This is a genomic window from Flavobacterium gelatinilyticum (assembly GCF_027111295.1).
Lineage (GTDB): Bacteria > Bacteroidota > Bacteroidia > Flavobacteriales > Flavobacteriaceae > Flavobacterium > Flavobacterium gelatinilyticum.
In genome coordinates, this window is record NZ_CP114287.1 from 5,717,886 (window position 1) to 5,736,255 (window position 18,370).

Annotated in this window: 18 protein-coding genes; 14 read left to right on the forward strand and 4 right to left on the reverse strand. The window is 36.0% G+C overall.

What is annotated here, in order from left to right; all coding sequences use genetic code 11:
* The first annotated feature begins 87 nt into the window (after window positions 1-87).
* The 5 genes from OZP11_RS24460 to OZP11_RS24480 all read left to right on the forward strand — a co-directional run bounded on the left by OZP11_RS24460 (window position 88) and on the right by OZP11_RS24480 (window position 4,178).
* On the forward strand, window positions 88-558 hold the full coding sequence (locus OZP11_RS24460; RefSeq protein WP_281233107.1) for a cupin domain-containing protein: 471 nt from the start codon (window positions 88-90) through the stop codon (window positions 556-558).
* Between the two features lie 294 nt (window positions 559-852).
* On the forward strand, window positions 853-1,884 hold the full coding sequence (gene metN / locus OZP11_RS24465) for a methionine ABC transporter ATP-binding protein MetN (RefSeq protein WP_281233108.1): 1,032 nt from the start codon (window positions 853-855) through the stop codon (window positions 1,882-1,884).
* Window positions 1,877-2,530: a methionine ABC transporter permease MetI gene (gene metI / locus OZP11_RS24470; RefSeq protein WP_281233109.1), complete on the forward strand. Its 654-nt coding sequence runs from the start codon at window positions 1,877-1,879 to the stop codon at window positions 2,528-2,530. The genes metN and metI overlap by 8 nt, the downstream gene beginning before the upstream one ends.
* Window positions 2,531-2,565: 35 nt before the next feature.
* A complete protein-coding gene (gene metQ, locus OZP11_RS24475; protein ID WP_281233110.1) occupies window positions 2,566-3,384 on the forward strand; it encodes a methionine ABC transporter substrate-binding lipoprotein MetQ in 819 nt (272 codons plus the stop codon).
* A 194-nt stretch (window positions 3,385-3,578) separates the two neighbouring features.
* A complete protein-coding gene (locus tag OZP11_RS24480; protein WP_281233111.1) occupies window positions 3,579-4,178 on the forward strand; it encodes a murein L,D-transpeptidase catalytic domain-containing protein in 600 nt (199 codons plus the stop codon).
* Window positions 4,179-4,399: 221 nt separating this feature from the next.
* On the opposite strand, the gene OZP11_RS24485 is transcribed toward OZP11_RS24480, so the two are convergent.
* The 4 genes from OZP11_RS24485 to OZP11_RS24500 are packed head-to-tail and all read right to left on the reverse strand — an operon-like array spanning window position 4,400 to window position 6,381.
* Complete coding sequence (locus OZP11_RS24485) at window positions 4,400-4,948, reverse strand: hypothetical protein (RefSeq protein ID WP_281233112.1); 549 nt, start codon at window positions 4,946-4,948, stop codon at window positions 4,400-4,402.
* A 17-nt stretch (window positions 4,949-4,965) separates the two neighbouring features.
* Window positions 4,966-5,496: a hypothetical protein gene (locus OZP11_RS24490; RefSeq protein ID WP_281233113.1), complete on the reverse strand. Its 531-nt coding sequence runs from the start codon at window positions 5,494-5,496 to the stop codon at window positions 4,966-4,968.
* Window positions 5,438-5,926, reverse strand: a complete 489-nt coding sequence (locus OZP11_RS24495; RefSeq protein WP_281233114.1) for a hypothetical protein — start codon at window positions 5,924-5,926, stop codon at window positions 5,438-5,440. The genes OZP11_RS24490 and OZP11_RS24495 overlap by 59 nt, the downstream gene beginning before the upstream one ends.
* Window positions 5,926-6,381 (reverse strand): hypothetical protein, encoded by a 456-nt coding sequence (locus OZP11_RS24500; RefSeq protein ID WP_281233115.1) that lies wholly within the window; start codon window positions 6,379-6,381, stop codon window positions 5,926-5,928. Before OZP11_RS24500 ends, OZP11_RS24495 begins: the two co-directional genes overlap by 1 nt.
* 247 nt (window positions 6,382-6,628) lie before the next feature.
* Here OZP11_RS24500 and OZP11_RS24505 point away from each other — a divergent pair, with 247 nt between their 5' ends.
* The 9 genes from OZP11_RS24505 to OZP11_RS24545 all read left to right on the forward strand — a co-directional run bounded on the left by OZP11_RS24505 (window position 6,629) and on the right by OZP11_RS24545 (window position 18,355).
* Entirely contained in the window at window positions 6,629-8,641 is a 2,013-nt protein-coding gene (locus tag OZP11_RS24505) for a sensor histidine kinase (RefSeq protein WP_281233116.1), read from the forward strand.
* A complete protein-coding gene (locus tag OZP11_RS24510; protein ID WP_281233117.1) occupies window positions 8,638-9,381 on the forward strand; it encodes a LytR/AlgR family response regulator transcription factor in 744 nt (247 codons plus the stop codon). The genes OZP11_RS24505 and OZP11_RS24510 overlap by 4 nt, the downstream gene beginning before the upstream one ends.
* Before the next feature lie 130 nt (window positions 9,382-9,511).
* Window positions 9,512-9,841 carry a DUF4870 domain-containing protein gene (locus OZP11_RS24515; protein ID WP_281233118.1) on the forward strand — a complete coding sequence of 110 codons (330 nt, stop codon included), beginning with the start codon at window positions 9,512-9,514 and terminating at the stop codon, window positions 9,839-9,841.
* Between the two features lie 426 nt (window positions 9,842-10,267).
* On the forward strand, window positions 10,268-11,110 hold the full coding sequence (locus OZP11_RS24520; RefSeq protein ID WP_281233119.1) for an STAS domain-containing protein: 843 nt from the start codon (window positions 10,268-10,270) through the stop codon (window positions 11,108-11,110).
* 16 nt (window positions 11,111-11,126) lie between these two features.
* Window positions 11,127-11,525, forward strand: coding sequence for an STAS domain-containing protein (locus OZP11_RS24525; RefSeq protein WP_281233120.1), 399 nt, complete (start codon window positions 11,127-11,129; stop codon window positions 11,523-11,525).
* Entirely contained in the window at window positions 11,506-11,922 is a 417-nt protein-coding gene (locus OZP11_RS24530) for an anti-sigma regulatory factor (protein WP_281233121.1), read from the forward strand. Before OZP11_RS24525 ends, OZP11_RS24530 begins: the two co-directional genes overlap by 20 nt.
* Window positions 11,915-12,928 carry an ATP-binding protein gene (locus tag OZP11_RS24535; RefSeq protein WP_281233122.1) on the forward strand — a complete coding sequence of 338 codons (1,014 nt, stop codon included), beginning with the start codon at window positions 11,915-11,917 and terminating at the stop codon, window positions 12,926-12,928. Before OZP11_RS24530 ends, OZP11_RS24535 begins: the two co-directional genes overlap by 8 nt.
* Window positions 12,929-12,932: 4 nt before the next feature.
* Window positions 12,933-14,552 (forward strand): sensor histidine kinase, encoded by a 1,620-nt coding sequence (locus OZP11_RS24540; RefSeq protein WP_281233123.1) that lies wholly within the window; start codon window positions 12,933-12,935, stop codon window positions 14,550-14,552.
* A 530-nt stretch (window positions 14,553-15,082) separates the two neighbouring features.
* Window positions 15,083-18,355, forward strand: a complete 3,273-nt coding sequence (locus OZP11_RS24545; RefSeq protein WP_281233124.1) for an RHS repeat domain-containing protein — start codon at window positions 15,083-15,085, stop codon at window positions 18,353-18,355.
* Window positions 18,356-18,370 lie beyond the last annotated feature (15 nt).

The following is an 18,370-nucleotide window of genomic DNA, read 5'->3' on the forward strand; positions in this document are numbered from 1 at the left end:
TTATTGTTAAACATAGATTTTCTGCCTTAAATGAGGAGCAGGAAAAAACTAGCTTTCACACATTAATAAATTGATACTACAAACCAAATGAAAACAATACCAAGAAGAGTAGTTACAGGAGTAAAAAACGGAAAATCGATTATTGAGCAGGATGCAATTGTAACGAATGTATCAGAACATTTTCCGGGACTTATTATTTCTGATATCTGGTCAACTGACAGTACTCCGGCGAAATTCGAAGAAAAAGTAATCGAAAATACCGCTTTTCCCAATACACCAAAAAACGGCAGTTATTTTCGGTACGTTCAGATTCCGCCCGACAAAGATTTAGGAATAGAAGCACCGGAAGGCCAGCCTCATCCGTTAATGCATCAAACCGATACTTTGGATTATATCATCATTATTTCAGGCGAAATTTACCTCATTACAGATGAAGAAGAAACCCTCCTGAAAGCCGGAGATATCGTCATACAGCGAGGAACAAATCACGCTTGGAGCAATCGGTCTGATACGTCTTGTATCCAATTAGCCATTTTACTGGATGCAAAATCATTGTAAATGAAGTACTAAAGTGTAGAAATCTACATCAAACGTTATAGTAGTCTATTATGTTGATAGGGTATTAAAAGTTTTGAAAATTTATGCTTTAAAATTGAAAATAACTGTTTAAATTTGCAGCGGCAATGACAAATAGTAACCAGAATATGAAGAATTATTATAGCAGCAGCATGATGTGCTGTACTGCTGTTATGCGATTTAATGATCTGGCTTATATATAAACAACCTTATATTTTTCAAAAAGCCTTTCATGAATATCTGAAAGGCTTTTTTGTTTTGTAAATCTGAATAAGAATGATTGAATTAAAAAATGTAACCAAAACGTTTCATCAGAAAGACAGAATTGTGACTGCGTTGTCTGATGTTTCGCTCACGGTGCCGCCCGGGAAAATTTTTGGTGTTATAGGGACTTCGGGTGCAGGAAAAAGTACTTTAATACGCTGTGTCAATTTACTGGAAAGGCCTACATCAGGAGAAATTATTGTAGACGGCAAAGCTTTGATGCAATTGTCAAATGCACAGTTAGCAATTGAAAGAAGACAAATTGGAATGATTTTTCAGCACTTCAATTTACTTTCGTCAAGAACCGTTTTCGAAAATGTGGCTTTTCCGTTAGAATTAACCGGAACTCCAAAAAGCGAAATTAAAAATCGTGTTTTAGAATTGCTGCAATTGGTGGGGCTGGCTGAAAAAGCAAACGATTATCCGGCAAGCCTTTCCGGCGGACAGAAACAAAGAGTTGCAATTGCAAGAACTCTGGCTAATAATCCAAAAGTGCTTTTGTGCGATGAAGCGACAAGTGCGCTGGATCCTGCTACTACACGTTCTATTTTGAACTTATTGAAAGACATTAACAAACGATTGAATATTACCGTTTTGCTGATTACACACCAAATGGAAGTAGTAAAATCGATTTGTGATGAGGTTGCCGTTATCAGCCACGGAAAATTAATAGAGCAGGGAAGTGTAGGTGAAATTTTCGCCGATCCAAAACACGAACTGACAAGAGAGTTTATTTCTTCTTCGCTGCATATTGATGTTCCAGCGGTTTACGAAGAAAAATTGCAGAAGGAAGACGACGGAACTTTGAATCCGTTATTGAAACTGGAAATGACCGGAAAATCAGTTAACGAACCTGTTATCTCCGAAGTTTCAAGACTCTTCGATACCGATTTTAAAATCGTAAGCGCTCAGATGGATCAGGCGGGCGATGTAAATTTTGGCGTTATGCTGATTGAATTATCCGGTAAGCGCGAAAATTACGCCGCGGCGATTCAGTATTTTAATTCAAAACATATTAAAACAGAAATTATAGGTTATGTCTGATTCTCTTATAGATTTATTGTTAAAAGGAACATGGGAAACCATTGTAATGACTTTTGTATCGGGATTTTTTGGCTTCTTGCTGGGACTTCCAACGGGAATTTTGCTTTTCCTCACCCGTAAAAATCAAATTCTGGAACAGCCGGTTTTAAACAGAACTTTATCTGTTATCGTGAATGTTTTTCGTTCTATTCCGTTTATTATTTTGATTGTTTGGATGATTCCGTTTACACGTGCTATAGTGGGAACTTCGATAGGTGTTAGTGCGGCATTAGTGCCTTTAAGTATTGGTGCGGCGCCGTTTATTGCCCGTTTAGTCGAAAATAGTTTGTTAAGTCTTCCGTCAGGTTTAATCGAAGCGGCAAGAGCTTTGGGAGCAACTCCGTTTCAAATCGTATATAAAGTATTACTGCCGGAAGCTCTGCCATCGTTGATCAACGCAGCATCGATTACCTTAATTACTTTGGTAGGATATTCTGCAATGGGAGGTGCTGTTGGTGCCGGCGGATTAGGTCAGGTTGGGTATCAGTATGGTTATATTGGTTATGATGCCGTAACGATGAATTCGGTACTGGTTCTTTTGGTTATTCTGGTATTCCTGATTCAGTTTGCAGGTGATGCTTTATCAAAACGATTTGATCATAGATAATTATTAATTAAAAATTTAGAATTAAAAATATAAAAATGAATACGAAATTGAATATTTTAAAAACGGCAGGAATTTTGGCTTTGGCACTTGTTTTATCAAACTGTGGAAATGAAAAAAAGAATGATCCTCACTTTATAAAAGTAGGAGTGGCGTCCGGACCTGAATTAAAAGTAGCTGAAGCGGCTAAAAAAGTTGCCAAAGAAAAATACGGACTGGAAGTTGAATTGGTTTCCTTCAACGATTATGTGATTCCTAACGAAGCTTTAAGCCAGGGTGATATTGATGCCAATGCTTTTCAGCATAAACCGTATTTAGATGAGCAGTCAAAACAGAGAGGGTATAAATTAGCCATTATAGGAAATACATTTGTTTACCCGATTGCCGGATATTCTAAAAAGATTAAATCGCTTGGAGAATTAAAAAATGAAAGTACGATCATCATTCCAAATGATCCTACAAACGGCGGACGCTCGTTATTGCTTTTACAGAAAAACGGTTTATTAAAACTAAAAGAAGGTGTTGGTTTATTACCAAAAGTTACTGACATTGTAAGCAATCCTAAAAACTTAAAAATTTTAGAATTAGAAGCACCTCAATTGCCTCGTGCTCTTGATGATGAAAATGTTTCTATAGCGATTATCAACAATACGTTTGCTTCTCAGGCAGGATTGGTTCCGTCTCGTGATGCTTTATTTGTAGAAGATAAAGATTCACCTTATGTAAATCTGGTTGTAAGCCGTGAAGACAATAAAAATGAAGAAAAAATAAAACAGTTTTTACAGGCTTTCCAGTCTCCTGAAGTTGAAAAAGCAGCAGATAAGGAATTCAAAGGCGGTGCTGTAAAAGGCTGGTAAGAAGTATAAAATATAGTCTTTAAAGAGGTTGTTTTACAAAGTGAAACAACCTCTTTTTTTGTTTAATGATCTCAAAATTAAAGCTTTATTGTTTTAAATAAAAGTCCTATTGTTTTGTTCTTCAGTCTTCTATGGGTATTTTTTGTTTTAGCGGCGGGATAACTTTGTCCTGTTAATTTCTAAGAACAATTATTATGAAAATCTTTAGTCTCACTTTATTTTTATTTATGGGTTTTTTAGGTACTCCTAATGAAGTTAAAAAAGAAATACCACCGCTTAGTCCAGAAATGGAACGATTTAATGTTCAGCTTGCAGAAGTAAAAGCTGCAATAGCAAAAAGTAATGCCTATAGTTCTAAAATTGCTTTTTTTATAGATATGAAGATTAAATCCGGAAAAAACAGATTTTTTGTTTATGATCTGGAGAATGAAAAGATTATAGAGCAAGGTCTTGTCGCAAATGGTTCAGGATCCGAAACTAATTTGAGAGGTGAATTGAAATTTAGTAACGAACCGAATTCTAAATGTACTTCGCTGGGAAGTTATGCCATAGGAAAAGCATACAGAGGTATGTTTGGAAAATCATACAGACTTTCAGGTTTAAATGAAACCAACAGCAATGCCGAAAAAAGAGCAATCGTTTTACATCCTTACTCAGCTGTGCCAAACGAAGAGCAGGATTATTATATATACAACAGTCAGGGCTGTCCGATGGTCAGCGAGGCTTTCTTTAAAAAATTAGAAAAGATTATTGACGGCTCCAAATCAAAGATAATTTTAAACATCTACTATTAAAAAGGTATGAGTTAAGTGTTAAAAGTTATGAGTTTAGCCCCAAATCTTTTTTGAAATTCCAAATGTCAAGCTCTGGATCTAATTTGAAATTCCAATCTCAAATTCCAAGTCCTAAATCTTTTATGTAAGCCCTAAGCTTATGCCCCCAGATCTTTTTTTGCAAGACCTCAATTGCACAAGTTTAAGCTCATAACTTTTAACCCTTAACTTCTAACTTTTCTCTAGAATTTTTTATACTCAACGCCATGTTTATCGGCGTACGGCAGTAAAAGTTCCATTACCTTTTTGTATTTTTTATCTACTTCTGCACCTTTAGTGTTGTCGAGCTGCTGTGCGGCCTGATTGACTTCTTCCTGAGTTTTTCCATCATCGATCATTTTGGCAATTTTAGGAAAATCGTTGGTTTGTATTTCCTGAGCATATTCAAACATGTCAATTGCAGCCTCGATAATAGGTTTGGTTTCATCGGTTTTACTCAGGTTGTGTATCTTTTTGATGTCTTCTTTAAAAGTATTTCCATAGAAAAAATTAACAGCTTCAACACAAGTTGACGAACGCATTGATTTCTGGTCATCAGCAAGGGCTTGCAGAGTTCCGTTTTGTTTTTGCTGATAATACTCTTTAAAAACACGTTCGTAGCTTGACGGAATTTTGTTGGCGTTTAAACCTATAAGTTCAAAAACTCTGTTTGGAGAACTGTCTGTAAAAAAATTACATGAAAATAAAAAGGTTGATACAAATACTAAGGCGATGATTTTGTGGATTTTCATATATAAATAATTTAATGTTAAACAGTTTGAACAGAGTCAGTCATTTTCTTGATTTCAGCTAAAATATGATTTTCATATGCCGCTTGGTTTCGATCGCTTTTTTTGCCCGAACTAAAATTTTCGCTTAAGATATAGCTTTTTATAAACTGGCTTTTTCGTGCACCGATGCTGTAATGCCAGCTTCCCATCTCAGAACTTACAAAGATAACAGCCTCATCGAGTTTCAGGATTTTTTTCTTTGCAGATAACGGACTTTCCCTGTAAACTGAATTTTCCCTGAGATCAAATGTATACTTGATTTTCGCCCGTATAAAAATATCATATAATGAATGTACGATACCATAACCGCACAAAACATAAAGCGAATAGAACCAAACATCGTTTAGATAAACTCGAAAAAAAGGCAATAGTATCCCGCAGACAAAAATTCCTGCCAAAAACCACTGCGAAAGCAGCTGTAGTGGTTTTAATGGCTGAAATAGTAAATAGTCAGCAGTTTTTTCCAGATTGTATTTCTCCCGAATGTTCATCTCCATGTATAATTTCATCAATTTCGTTGGCTAGATTTTGCATGGCTTTACTCGTAAACCCCTGGGCAATCATGGCACATTTTTCTTTTCCGTCTTTTAAATAATAAATGTTTAAAGAAGTATTGGTTGTCAATAAATATTGCTTTAGACGTACCAGTTCGAAATTTTGAAAATCCTGAAACGGAATTGGAAAAGGTTTGCCAATCAGCCCCATTTTTACAATAATTTCTTTTCTGTCCAGATCAATAATTACCTGTTTTGACCAAACCGAAATCAGAGAGAGAACAGACAAAATCCCAAAAATCCAGAACATAGCCATTTCCTTAATCCAGATTCCGGCACCTGCAAATGCAGCAAGCGCCAGACTGATTATTAAAGCAAAACCATATTCACGTTTCATGATATATTGATTTTCATTTTTTGTGAAATATTGCAGCTTCGTTCTCATTATTCAATAGTTATGCCGTCAATAATCAAAAGATTACAGTAAATTGAGAAATACGAACTCGTATATTCTGACGCAAGCTGATCGCTTAAACTGTCTAATTTTCCTCCTTTAAACTCAAATTTTCGCGAAGGCAGTTTTCCATAAGTATCCACCATCGTAATTTGTCCGTCGAGTCCCTTTTTGCTTGTTGCAAAAGCACGAAGAAGATTGGTGTCCTGTTTTTCGAAATCGACTGTCAGATAATAATTTCGCGTTTCTGATTGATCTGCAGCATCTTTTGGAGCACTTGATCTTGTAAACGATACTGTAGCAGTACGAACCGGAACCGTGATTGTTTTATTGCCGTCCTTTACTGTAATTTCTACTTTAGTGCGTTTTTCTTCAAGCTGCCCATATGAGATTTGAGTTAAAAAACAGAAAGCAATTAAAAAGAATGAAAGAATTTTCTTGTTCATAATAATAGTGATTTTAAAATAATTTTACAGAACAAGATTACTTCATAACCAAACCAATGACAATTGCCAATTGGTAAATGGAGCTTTTAGATTTTTATTTGGTTAATTCTGAAATATATCAGGAAATACGCGGGTTTTCGATTTTGTTTAACGCCTTGTAATGAAGAGTTTTATCTCAAAAAAAGCACTTTGAAATGTTTGGTCAGTCTGAAGACAATTTGTACTTTGCCGTCAATAACTACTATTTATGTTCCAAAAACCTGCAATTTATTTCCTTAAAAAGAAGAAAATTAGTCTCTTGTTCTGCTTTTTGTTTTCTGCCCTAATTCAGGCTCAGGTTTCTCCTGTTGAACAAATGGCGGCCAATGGCTATGCAAAACGTTTTGCTGATACCACAGCCAGCATCAAAATACAAAATCAGGCACTTAATCTGGCAAAAAAAAATAATAGCAAAGACGATGAAATAATCTGTTATGCTTATCTGGCTCTTACAAAGCGAAAACAGCTTCATTTAAAAGAATTTATGCATTATGCAGATACAGCCTATTATTTGTCGCAAAATACAAATGCCCTGAGAGCAAAAGCACACGCTGCCACGGCAATGGGCGCTTTAAAATCGTATATCGAAGACAAACCTCAGGCATTGAATTATCTGCTCGAAGGGTATAAGTTATTTTCTAAAGTAAAAGCCCACGACCAATGCGCTAAAATTGCCTCAGATATATCGTATCTTTTTTCTCCTGCCTCGCCTGTAAAAGTCGAAAAATATGCCAGAGAAGCTATGACGCACGCAGCAAAATCAGGCGATCCGGAAAGTCAGTTATATGCCAGACTTGCTTTTGGAGGTTTTATGGCCGATAATTTAGAAACAGGCGGTATTTTAGAATGGGCTGCAGCACTTAAATTCTTTGAAGAAACGGTGTCTTTGGCTGAAAAAAATGCAGATAAAATTGTAAGCAAAAGCAATATCGGGATCGCGTATGTAAATCTGGCGGATCTTTATACCAAAGGCCCAAGACCAATTGATGAAGAAGCATTTTTGCTAAATCTGCAAAAAGCAGAAACCATTGCCAAAAAATACAACATCAAAATTATTCTGCGAAGCGCCATTGGACTTAAAGGATTTTATTATACACAAAAAGGCGATTATGCAAAGGCAGAACTATTATTTGTTGAAGGAATTAAATATCAAAAAAGCCTTCCGTATACCGATAACTATTTGTTTGCGGCCTTTTACAACTCTTTAAAAGATGTTTCGGTTAAGAGAAAAGATTTTCAGGCGTATTATGGTTATGATACGCTTTTTACTAAATACAATCAGTTAAAATACAAAGAATCTGCACAGTCGATGCTTCAGAATGCCGATGCGAGATATGAGTCGTCTAAAAAAGCAGAACGAATCAAACAGCTCGAACTGGAAAACGAACTCGAACAAAAGAACAAATTGCTGGGTTACGGAATTGCCGGTGTTTTACTTATCGGCCTTGTTTTTATGTTCAGATCGTACCATTACCGTCAGCGATATTACCAAAACAGAGAAGACCTTTTGCAGCAAAAACAGGAACATAACGAGCTTAAAATCCAGCTGATGGAGAAAGAAACCATCGAAAATCTGGCAGCGAGATTGTCATTAGAAAGAAGATTACTACGCTCGCAGATGGACCCGCATTTTATTTTTAATGCATTAGGAAATATCCAAAGCATGATCTTGCAGAAAGATACCATTCCGGCAGTTTCCTATCTGAATAAATTCGCCAAGCTTACCCGGCAAGTTTTGGAACAATCAAGAAAAGAAACAATCTCTCTGGATGAAGAAATCAGCACTTTAAAAAACTATATCGAATTGCAACAGCTTCGTTTAAATAATGGTTTTGATTATGTAATTGAATGCGATGAAAATGTAGAAACTGATGCTTTAATTCCGCCTTTATTGATTCAGCCTTTTATAGAAAATGCCGTCGAACATGGTTTAAAACCGCAGGAAAACAATGTTAGAGGTTTAATCGAGATTTATTTTGAAGAAGATGAAACAAGTCAAAGTTTAATTTGTACTATAAAAGACAACGGAATTGGATTGGCCGCTTCGAGAAAACTGAAAATTAACGACACACATCAATCCCTTTCGACCATTATAACCGATGAAAGGCTGGCTAAAATGAAAAAAGAAAATCCAAATGCCGGATTTACTGTCAGCGAAAGAGATCTTAATACAGACAGACAGGGCTGTATAGTAATTATAAATATTCCGATACTGCGATGATATACAAAACAATAATTATTGAAGACGAACACAGATTAAGAGAAGCTTTATCGATTATGCTCGAAATGGTTTCAGGGGACAGCATTCAGATTATCGGATATGCCGAAAGTGTTGAGGAAGCCAGGAAACTGATTGACAGGTTAAAACCGGATTTGGTTTTTATGGATATTATGCTCAAGGACGGAACCGGGTTTGATGTCCTGCAGCAAATTACGTTTAATTCGTTCCATCTTATATTTACAACTGCTTACGAACAGCATGCCGTAAATGCCTTTAAATACAGCGCAGTAGATTATCTCTTAAAACCAATTGATCCTCAGGAATTAAAAGATGCAATTGACCGAATAGAAATCCTGCAGGAAAGGGTTCTGGAAAAACAACAGATTACAGAATTGCAGACCAGTCTCACCAAAACTCCCGACAGACTGGTTCTGCCGACTCAGGAAGCAATGTATGTGGTAAAATTAGAACAGATTCTGCGATGCGAAACGTCAGGTTCATACACTACTTTTTTCCTGACCGACGGACGAAAAATAATGGTTTCAAAACCATTAAAAAACTATGAAGATATTTTGCTGCCACCAATGTTTTTCCGCGTCCATCAGTCACATTTAATCAATGTTAATTTTATTCTGAGTTATTCGCGTGAAGGAATGATACAGATGACTGATAAATCTTCGGTGCCTGTTTCGAGAGGAAAAAAGGAACAATTTTTTAAATTAATGAAAGACGAAGCCTGATTTTATGATAGTCGTTGACCGTTTATAAATTCAATCTCTACCAATGCCAACCCAAAACAGCCAATGACAAAGTAAAGGTTTCGTTCTAGTAGCGTTGTGTCTATTTTTGTCTCAATAAATATATACAACCATGAATAATAAAACCTTATCAATCTTAAGCTATGTAACAATCATTGGCTGGATTATAGCTTTTGTAAAAAGCAAAGACACAACTCCAAAAAGCGACCTTGTTGTGTACCACCTTAAACAGGGATTTGGAATTTTTCTGCTAACCTTTGCAGTCAATATCGCACTTTCTATCGTATTGGCAGTAGTGCCTTCACTTTACTTTTTAAGCTTTGTGGGGTATGCTTTTTTAATTCTGTGGATTTTCGGAATCATCAATGCCGCGAATGAACAAAAAAGGCCTATTCCAGTAATTGGAAAAATGTTTGAAGATAAATTCGATTTTATAAACTAAGCTTCAAATTTACTTTATTTAGAGTTTTTAATTTTTTTTGAATAGATTGTTGTTTTCAATGCATTTTCCTGTATTTGCAGGTTGAGAATAATACATTAAAAAGCCATTTTCAGTTTCCGTTTCGTTTTAACTTGTAGTGTAGTAAAACTTCTGAAAATGTGTTTTTTAATTAAGCAGATTCTGCTGAAAATGATTTTGAATTTAATTCGTTTTTTGAAAGAGACAATGGCCATTGTCTCTTTTTTTTGTTCCTGATTTTTTGATCATTACGATTTTTTTTTAACATTTAAAAACGGAAAACTTGAAAATATTTGGTTTTTTATATTAAAAAGTTAAATTTTTTCTTTTTTTTGGATTTAACAATTCTTTTCTCAACTTTAGATTTAAAACAGTATATTTGTTAAAGAAAATCCAAATTTAATCCAAATGCAAAACAACTTACTAGGTGTCCTGAAAGAGCACGAAAACAAATTATTAACAATATGGTCTCAAATTCTTCTGGACAGCGGATCTGGTGATGGAGCGATGGAAGAAGAAGAGTCAAAAGAATTTGCTTCGCTCTTTTTAACTGCATTGGCTAAATCTGACGAGAAGTACAAAGATTCAACGGAATTTGAAAAAATTCAGGATCTTATTGTAGGTATCTCATCTTCAAGAGGAAAACGTGGTTTTTCACCCAGAGAAAATGCACAATACTTGATATCATTTAAAGAAGCTTCTTCGCAGATTCTTTCAGAATTAATTCATGATCCTGCTCAGTTGTACGAAGCTAACTCAAAACTCAATGCCATTTTAGACAATATGATGATTATGACTTTTGAAGCCTTTATGAAAGGAAGAGAGGATGTAATCTCAAGACAGATAGATGAAATTAGTGAAATTTCGACTCCTGTTATTACCGTTTGGGAAGGAATTGTTGCATTGCCAATTATTGGTACTTTAGACAGCTCAAGAACTCAGACTGTAATGGAAAGTCTTTTACAGCAGATTGTCGATACCGGAAGTTCGATTGCAATTTTGGATATTTCAGGTGTTCCGGCCGTAGACTCACTAGTGGCACAGCACCTTATAAAAACAGTCAGTGCAACCCGTTTAATGGGAGCAGAATGTATCATAAGCGGTATCCGTCCGGAAATTGCACAAACTGTCGTGCATTTAGGAATCGATTTAAGCGGTATTACTACCAAAGCATCGCTTGCAAGTGCTTTACAAACAGCTTTTGAAATGCTGCAATTAAGTGTGGTTAAAAAAAGAAAAATTGTAGAATAAAGATTTAAGATTTTATATGGAAAGAATTCCTATACTAAAAATGGGGGATTTTCTGCTTGTTACCATACAAGTAGATTTGTATGATCAGCTGGCAGAAAATCTTGAATCAGATTTAATAAATACCATTAGTAAACATAGTTCAAAAGGTGTATTAATTGATATCTCGGCAGTTTCGATAATCGATTCATTCATGGGACGAATTTTAGGAAATATTGCCGTAATGTCAAAAATAATGGACGCACAAACAGTTGTTGTAGGAATGCAGCCCGCAGTTGCTATAACACTGGTAGAACTTGGATTATCCTTAAATGGTGTCATAAGTGCCTTAAACGTAGAAAAAGGCATGGATTTACTTCGCTCAAAAATGCATATAAGCGATAACGAAGAGCAGGAGTATGACGACGATAACGAATAGTAAAGAAGAAGCCCTGATCGTAAAAGAACAGGATGTTGTACCGCTCCGTAATCGTGTAAAAGAGTATGGCGTAAAGATTGGCATGAGTATTTTAAATCAGACCAAACTTATTACAGCCACGAGCGAACTTGTGCGTAATCTTTTGAAATACGGAGGAGGAGGCAGAGTCATCATCGAGTCGGTCAGCAATGGGCGCGAAAATGGTGTACGCGTTACTTTCATAGATAACGGACCAGGCATTGCCGATATTGATCTGGCAATGAAAGACGGTTACAGCACAGGCAAAAGCCTTGGATTAGGCCTGCCGGGAACAAAAAGACTTGTCAACGAATTTGACATTAAATCAGAACTGGGAAACGGAACTACCGTTACTATAACAAAATGGAAAAATGGATAATACGTTTTCCACTTATAAAATAGACGATCGAAGTCTAATTGCTTTTATAAAAAGAGAAATACATAATCTTGCCCTTCAAATAGGGTTTACACCTCACAGAGCAGCAGAAACAGATATTATTGTTGCAGAATTAACTTCAAACTTAATAAAATACGCAAACGGAGGTGAGCTTTTGTACAGAGCTCATTTAGAAAACGACCAGAACCAGATAGAAATTTACTGTCTGGATAAAGGCGTTGGATTTGAAAATGTCGCCAAAATTATGAACGACGGTTATTCATCTTCCAACACGCTGGGCCACGGACTGGGCTCTATTAAAAGACTCAGCAACGATTTTCAGATTTATTCTATCCGTAATTGGGGTTGTGTACAATATGTTAAAATCTGCGAAAGATTAGACATTACACTGCCTCAATTAAAAAGCGGCCTAAATTACACTACAATTGCTGTAAATTACCCAGGAGAAAAATTATGCGGAGATGGGTATTATGTAAAACATTCTAACAAAGGTTTTCAGATATTTGTAGGAGATGGACTGGGACATGGTGAAAGTGCCAATGAAGCAGTAGAAGCAGCAATTAAAGTTTTCAGACAGACAATAGAGTGGGAACCTGCCAGTATTTTGAGAGAGATTCACACCAAAGTAAAGAAAACCAGAGGGCTTGTTGCTACGATAGCATCGGTTGATTATAAATCAGAAGTTTGGAATATTTGCGGTATAGGTAATATAAATACGCGTATTTATAATGGTTTAGAAAATAAAACCTATACACCGTATAACGGTATTATCGGGCATAATATACCACGGACTTTAAACAGTACGATTGTACCTTATAAAAAACATCAGATTATTATTATGCATAGTGATGGATTACGTACACGATGGAGTTTAAACGACTTAACTTCTATTTTTAAGCAGAGCCCGGGTATAATTGCCGCTTCTTTATTTAAAGAAAATATAAGAGGTACAGACGACGCAACAATTTTGGCAGGTAAAATATTTTAGAATAATGAAAGAGATCATACAAATTAATCTTGACAACGAAATGGACTTAATATTAGCCCATAAACGTTGTATGAAAATTGCCGAGATGTGTGGTATGCCATCTTCTTTCCAGACCAGATTTTCAACCGCCGTATCCGAAGTAGCCAGATGTTCTATTGCAAAAGGCAAAGATTCCCTTCTTGTGCTGGGTATCAATATTATAAAAGCCACGAAAAAAGAAATTACAGCCGTAATTACTGATAAGGTAGATTTAAAAAACTGCAGCCCCGAAGCTTTTAATTATGCCGCAAAAATTTCCGGTAATATAGAATATAGTTATTTTGATAACTTATCGACTACCAAAATAAGTCAGGCAGTTTCATCGCCGGGACTGCTTTCAGAAGCAAAAATAAAAGGACTTATTGATTATTTTAAATTCGAACCGCCTTTATCGCCCTATGATGAAATCAGAAAGAAAAATATCGAATTGATCGCCCTTTCTGAAAAACTGGCCGAAAGCGAAAACAAATACAAACAGTTAGCCAATACAATCCCTATTTTGATTTGCGTGGTTAATGAGCGCAATAATGTACTGCTTGTCAACGAATCCTTAGAGAAATATCTTGAGCTGCCGTTACTTATTTTTGACCGCAGGACAATAAGTAATTTTGTTCATTCTGATGATGTTGACGGAATTTTGGATGGCTGGAACAAAGCCAAACAAAACAAATCTGATTATATAGGCGAAACCCGAATTAAAATAGGCTCGAGTTATATCTGGCATTTAGTCACCATTATTCCCAATAAAGCCGAAGACGGAAGTTTTACCAGCTGGCTGGTGTACTTTGTAGATATCAATGCACAAAAAATGATGGTTGAAACGCTGAAAGACAATACAGAACTTAAAGCGATTCAGCGTGAACTGGAAAGTGCGAACTCAAAACTTCGTTTCAAAAACAAAGAATTAGAGCAGTTTGCCTACATTGCCAGTCATGACCTTCAGGAACCGCTGCGAAAAATCATGATTATGCTTTCGCGTGCCGGACAGCATCTCAGCGAAGACCAGAAAAAAGAATATTATTTTGACCGAATCACCTTAGCCGCCGGACGATTATCAAACTTAATCACCGATGTGCTTAATTATTCCCGAATTGATAACCAAGAGCAATACTTTGAAAAAGTTGATCTTAACAAGGTTATCCCTGAGGTTCTGGGCGATTTAAGTCTGGTTATAGAAGAAAAAAATGCCGTAATTAATGTAAATCCGCTTCCGGAAGTTTCAGGACTCGATACACAGCTTCGTCAGTTATTTTACAATCTGATTAATAATGCGTTGAAATTTAATACAGCGCAGCCAACTGTAACGATTTCATACGAAGATGTCCCAAAAGATCCTAATCTGGTCACTTCGGCAGAAAACTACCACGTAATCTCAATCGCCGACAACGGAATTGGAATGGACAACCAGTATTCTGATCGTATTTTCGATATGTTCCAACGACTCCACGAACGCGACCAGTACGGCGGAAACGGTATAGGTCTCGCACTCTGCCGCCGAATTATAGAAAACCACAACGGTATGATTAACTTCAGCAGCAAACCCGGAGAAGGAACTATGTTCTGGATTTATCTTCCTAAGAAATAAGAGATTTTATAAAAGGCAGTCTATTGACTGTCTTTTTTATATAATTGTCTCTTAATAATAAAAAGTATAGTTTCCGTTGGCAGACTCTCTTACAAATTGATTGGAGAACACACCTTTTATTTAACAATCATCTTTGTACTTATTTTCTTATTTAGATATTAGCCATTCTTTTATGATGAATGCGCATTTTAATACCTATTTTCGAAGAAATTATCATTGTTTTCGTAATTAGTGATTTTTTATTTTTAGAAAATATCTTAAAATGGAAAATATTTCGCATTTGTTTCTTTGTAAGTTTTTTATTTGTTTTTATGTATATATTTGATGAAGATTATTAGATACTGGTTTGAATGTAGTTTTTAAAAATTCAACTCTTTTTTAAACACTGTTTTTTATGAAATAATACTTTGTTGAATGTGGGATTCCGTAAAAAAATTAAAAGCATATTGAGTATGTTTGCAGCAAAATTCCAGATATATACGCCTCATTAAAATACCTTATAAAATCTATTATAAAAAATGTTAGTTGCCATGTTTAATTTAATTGTAAAGAGTTCATTTAGGTTTTTGTTCTCTGTGTTCTTTCTATGTATAGTATCTTCCTCTAATGCGCAGAATACCGAAGGTTTTCTACCCAATATTACACCCCCGTCTCCTGTTGCGGGCGAATTAGGTAAATACGGGAATGTTCCCGTGGGGTTATTTACGGGAGCACCCAATCTCTCAATCCCGCTGCTTAATTTTAAAACAAAAAATTTAGAGTCTCCCATTTCGCTTTCTTATGGCTCAAACGGGATCAAAGTTGACGAAGTAGCTTCAAACGTAGGTTTGGGATGGAATTTGATTTTTGGAGGTGTTATTACCCGTACAGTAAGAGATCAGAATGATGATAACCAGCGAATGGTTTATCCGCCGGATGACATGCCCAATCCATCGCCTGACGATAGATTACAGTTTTACAGGGCTGCCGGACAGGAATTTGCTGATACTGAAAAAGATATCTACTCTTTTAATTTTAATGGCAATTCCGGGAAATTTATCTATGATAAAAATAATGTTCCGGTATTGGTTAACAATCAAAAAATTAAGATCGAAAGAACCGGAACAAATAATGCTGATTTTTTATTAACAACTGCTAATGGAATCAGGTATTATTTTACAGAAAAAGAAACTACTGCTTTTAGAAGTCAGGGAGCGGGACATTCAATTATTAGTGCAAGTGTAACAGCTTGGTATTTAACCCAGCTGGTCCATCCTAATGGTTCAGTAATTAGTCTGGTGTATGAGAATACCTTTATGGATTATACAGCATCTAATTCGCAGACCCTTACAATGGCTTTTACACCGGGGCAGACCGGTTGCGGCAGGGATTTTTATGTTAAAGCCCCTACTCTCAGCGGTATTGTGGCTCACGAAATGTCAGTTGTAGGAAAAAGAATAAAAAAGATATACAGTAATAACAGTAAAGAAGGTTATATCACTTTTACCTATTTTACCGGAGGTATTAATGCAGAAGTAGAAGGAGACTGTAAAATAGAAACCCTTACTCACTATAATGAGAGTAATCAGGTAATTGAAAAAGTAAGTTTCAATTATCTAAAAACTGCAAATGGCCGTGTTTTTCTTCAAAACTTTACCTTCTTGGACCCTTCAAAAAAATATAGTTTTGAATATATAAACCAATCGAATTTCCCAAAAAGACTTTCTGCCAGTCAGGATCACTGGGGGTATTACAATGGTAAAAGTAATAGCAATTTGATACCTAAAAATATTAGTGGTTACGGAGTAACCATTGATGAAACACAGTACAGTGGAGCTGATAAAGAACCGTATGCAGATTTTGCAAAAACAGGAATGTTAAGTAAAGTTATCTATCCTGCCAAGGGATATACTGAATTTGATTATGAAGGCAATACGTATTGGGGAGAACAAACCACTTATCCTGCCCGAAAAAGTGATAATTATGTTAGAGGAACTGATGATAATGATGATACTCCGGTAGTTTATACCATGACCTCTCCAATAGACCAAAGAGTAGAAATGTACGGTCTTGTCACTTATGTAAGTCCCAACGGACCTCCAAAATATGATAAGGACGGAAATATAATCCCTGATCCTTTAGATACTGGACATGATATTGCTTCCGTACTGCTTAAGTGTAGAGATTGTACTTCTTCCGGCGGTTCATTTTTTACTTACAGCCAGTTTGGAACTCAGGTTAGTCATTCGCCATATAATTTTATAAGAAGAGAAAGTAATATTTTTTATTTTAATGCGAAAGCAGGAAAAACATATGAATTTCATTTTTTCAAAGGAGGGATCAATACTAAAGCAAGCTTAAAGGCGACGTATTACGCAACAGCTCCTGTTAAAACGGATACTAATATTCCAACAGGAGGTGTACGTATTAAAACAACCAAAGATTTTTCGGGTACAGGAATAGCAGCAGGATACAAAAGATACTATTACGGACCTAAGGATGATCTGAATCACTCATCCGGCAATAAAGGGAAAATGCCTTTGTACATGGATAAATCTGTGAGAAGAGTTAATTGTCCGCCCGGAGACGGACAGATGGGGACAGCTTGCTGGTTTGCAGATTACGAGGATCTTGTGGTAAGTTCCAGTAGTATAATTTCTTTGTTTGATACCGGAAGCAGCAATTGTTTTTATAAATATGTGACCGTAAGCGAAGGAGGAGACAACTTCGAAAATGGAGGAGAAATGAAAGAATTTAAAATTCACAGAGATGTCGACGGTGCTTTGATTGTAGGTAATGTAGATATTAAAAGTGCGCCACTAACCAATCTTGGCTGGGATAACGGTCTTGAATTAAAGTCACAAATATTTAAGAAAAAAGCATCCGGAGATGGCTTTATCACTATAGCAGAGAGCGAAAATACGTATAAACTTGATCCTTCGTATGGAGGAGAAGTTAGGTCTTTTTCAGTACGTAAAAATTTTAATGATCCCTGCGGTGTTGCTCAGTATGCAGAAAATTTGAGTATAGTAGAATATAAAACAAAACTGTACTGGCATTATTTAGAATACTCAATCTCAAAAAAATACGATCTTGACGGATTAAACCCTGTTGAAACCCAAACGGTTTATAAATACGGTAATCCAAGCCATATCCAGCTTACTTCGCAGAGCACCAAATCATCTTTAAAAGAGAATCTGGAAACCCGATATTATTATCCTCATGATCTTCTTTCGGAACCTTTTGTATCAGAAATGATTGCAGGGAACCGAATCGATACCCCGCTGAAAACAGAAACCTACAGAGGAACTGTAAAACAGTCTGAACAAAAAACAGTTTTTGGCAAAGATGCCTCAACAGCAGATTTGTTACTGCCAAAATTTATTTATACAGCCAAAGCTGCAGCGGCATTAGAGAAAAAAATCACCTTTGGCAAATATGATGAAAAAGGCAATATCCTTGAATATACTCCGGAGAACGGCACGCCTGTATCGATAATCTGGGGCTATAATAAAACCCAGCCTATTGCCAAGATAGAAAATGCGCTTTACAGCCAGGCTGCTTCTTACGCAGCTAATTTACAGGATAAATCAGATACAAAAACAGAAACCGAACTAAAAGAAGCCCTCGGTCTGTTTAGAACAGCACTGCCCAATGCCATGATTACAACCTATACTTATAAACCGCTTGTCGGGGTAAGCACCGTTACAGATCCTAAAGGCCAGACTACAACCTATACCTATGATGATTTTGGCCGTCTTGATGTTGTAAAAGATGCCAAAGGCAATATCCTTTCAGAAAACCAGTACCGTTACAAACAATAAAAAAAACCAAAAGCA

Bases quoted from the DNA above. Each gene is read 5' to 3' on its own strand.
- metN (WP_281233108.1), top strand. From the start codon at position 853: ATGATTGAATTAAAAAATGTAACCAAAACGTTTCATCAGAAAGACAGA.
- OZP11_RS24485 (WP_281233112.1), bottom strand. From the start codon at position 4,948: ATGAAAATCCACAAAATCATCGCCTTAGTATTTGTATCAACCTTTTTA.
- OZP11_RS24515 (WP_281233118.1), top strand. From the start codon at position 9,512: ATGAATAATAAAACCTTATCAATCTTAAGCTATGTAACAATCATTGGC.
- OZP11_RS24545 (WP_281233124.1), top strand. From the start codon at position 15,083: ATGTTTAATTTAATTGTAAAGAGTTCATTTAGGTTTTTGTTCTCTGTG.
- metI (WP_281233109.1), top strand. From the start codon at position 1,877: ATGTCTGATTCTCTTATAGATTTATTGTTAAAAGGAACATGGGAAACC.
- metQ (WP_281233110.1), top strand. From the start codon at position 2,566: ATGAATACGAAATTGAATATTTTAAAAACGGCAGGAATTTTGGCTTTG.
- OZP11_RS24535 (WP_281233122.1), top strand. From the start codon at position 11,915: ATGGATAATACGTTTTCCACTTATAAAATAGACGATCGAAGTCTAATT.
- OZP11_RS24500 (WP_281233115.1), bottom strand. From the start codon at position 6,381: ATGAACAAGAAAATTCTTTCATTCTTTTTAATTGCTTTCTGTTTTTTA.
- OZP11_RS24525 (WP_281233120.1), top strand. From the start codon at position 11,127: ATGGAAAGAATTCCTATACTAAAAATGGGGGATTTTCTGCTTGTTACC.
- OZP11_RS24480 (WP_281233111.1), top strand. From the start codon at position 3,579: ATGAAAATCTTTAGTCTCACTTTATTTTTATTTATGGGTTTTTTAGGT.
- OZP11_RS24495 (WP_281233114.1), bottom strand. From the start codon at position 5,926: ATGAGAACGAAGCTGCAATATTTCACAAAAAATGAAAATCAATATATC.
- OZP11_RS24505 (WP_281233116.1), top strand. From the start codon at position 6,629: ATGTTCCAAAAACCTGCAATTTATTTCCTTAAAAAGAAGAAAATTAGT.
- OZP11_RS24510 (WP_281233117.1), top strand. From the start codon at position 8,638: ATGATATACAAAACAATAATTATTGAAGACGAACACAGATTAAGAGAA.
- OZP11_RS24460 (WP_281233107.1), top strand. From the start codon at position 88: ATGAAAACAATACCAAGAAGAGTAGTTACAGGAGTAAAAAACGGAAAA.
- OZP11_RS24530 (WP_281233121.1), top strand. From the start codon at position 11,506: ATGACGACGATAACGAATAGTAAAGAAGAAGCCCTGATCGTAAAAGAA.
- OZP11_RS24540 (WP_281233123.1), top strand. From the start codon at position 12,933: ATGAAAGAGATCATACAAATTAATCTTGACAACGAAATGGACTTAATA.
- OZP11_RS24490 (WP_281233113.1), bottom strand. From the start codon at position 5,496: ATGAAATTATACATGGAGATGAACATTCGGGAGAAATACAATCTGGAA.
- OZP11_RS24520 (WP_281233119.1), top strand. From the start codon at position 10,268: ATGCAAAACAACTTACTAGGTGTCCTGAAAGAGCACGAAAACAAATTA.